The organism is Acetomicrobium sp. S15 = DSM 107314 (genome assembly GCF_016125955.1).
Lineage (GTDB): Bacteria > Synergistota > Synergistia > Synergistales > Thermosynergistaceae > Thermosynergistes > Thermosynergistes pyruvativorans.
The window spans coordinates 1-269 of the sequence record NZ_JADEVE010000269.1 but is presented as its reverse complement, the minus strand read 5'-3'; the positions used below and the strand labels follow the sequence as shown (position 1 = coordinate 269).

The 269-nt window shown below is 50.2% G+C and carries 1 protein-coding gene; it reads right to left on the bottom strand.

The genetic code is table 11. The features are described 5' to 3' along the window. On the bottom strand, positions 1–237 hold a 237-nt coding region (locus tag EZM41_RS14185; protein ID WP_269778881.1), incomplete at its 3' end, for a CoA transferase. Positions 238–269 lie beyond the last annotated feature (32 nt).

Genomic DNA, 269 nt, shown 5'->3' with positions numbered 1-269 from the left:
ATCGTTTATCGGACCGCACGGGACTTTTGCCTCCTCCAAGAGTTTTAGCCATTCGGCCGAAGCCCTCTTGCGGGTGGCTTCGTTTATCAGGGGCTCCAACTCCGAGAAGTTCTTGACGCGATCCGCATTCGTCAAAAAGCCTGGTCCTATAGAAGACGTTGCCATTAAAAACGCCGCTCCTAATAAAACGCTCAACATCTCTCTCCTACTTTTTTGCTCCTCACTGCCGACGTTCATTTGTGACTGCTGTTGGGACATATGATCCACCT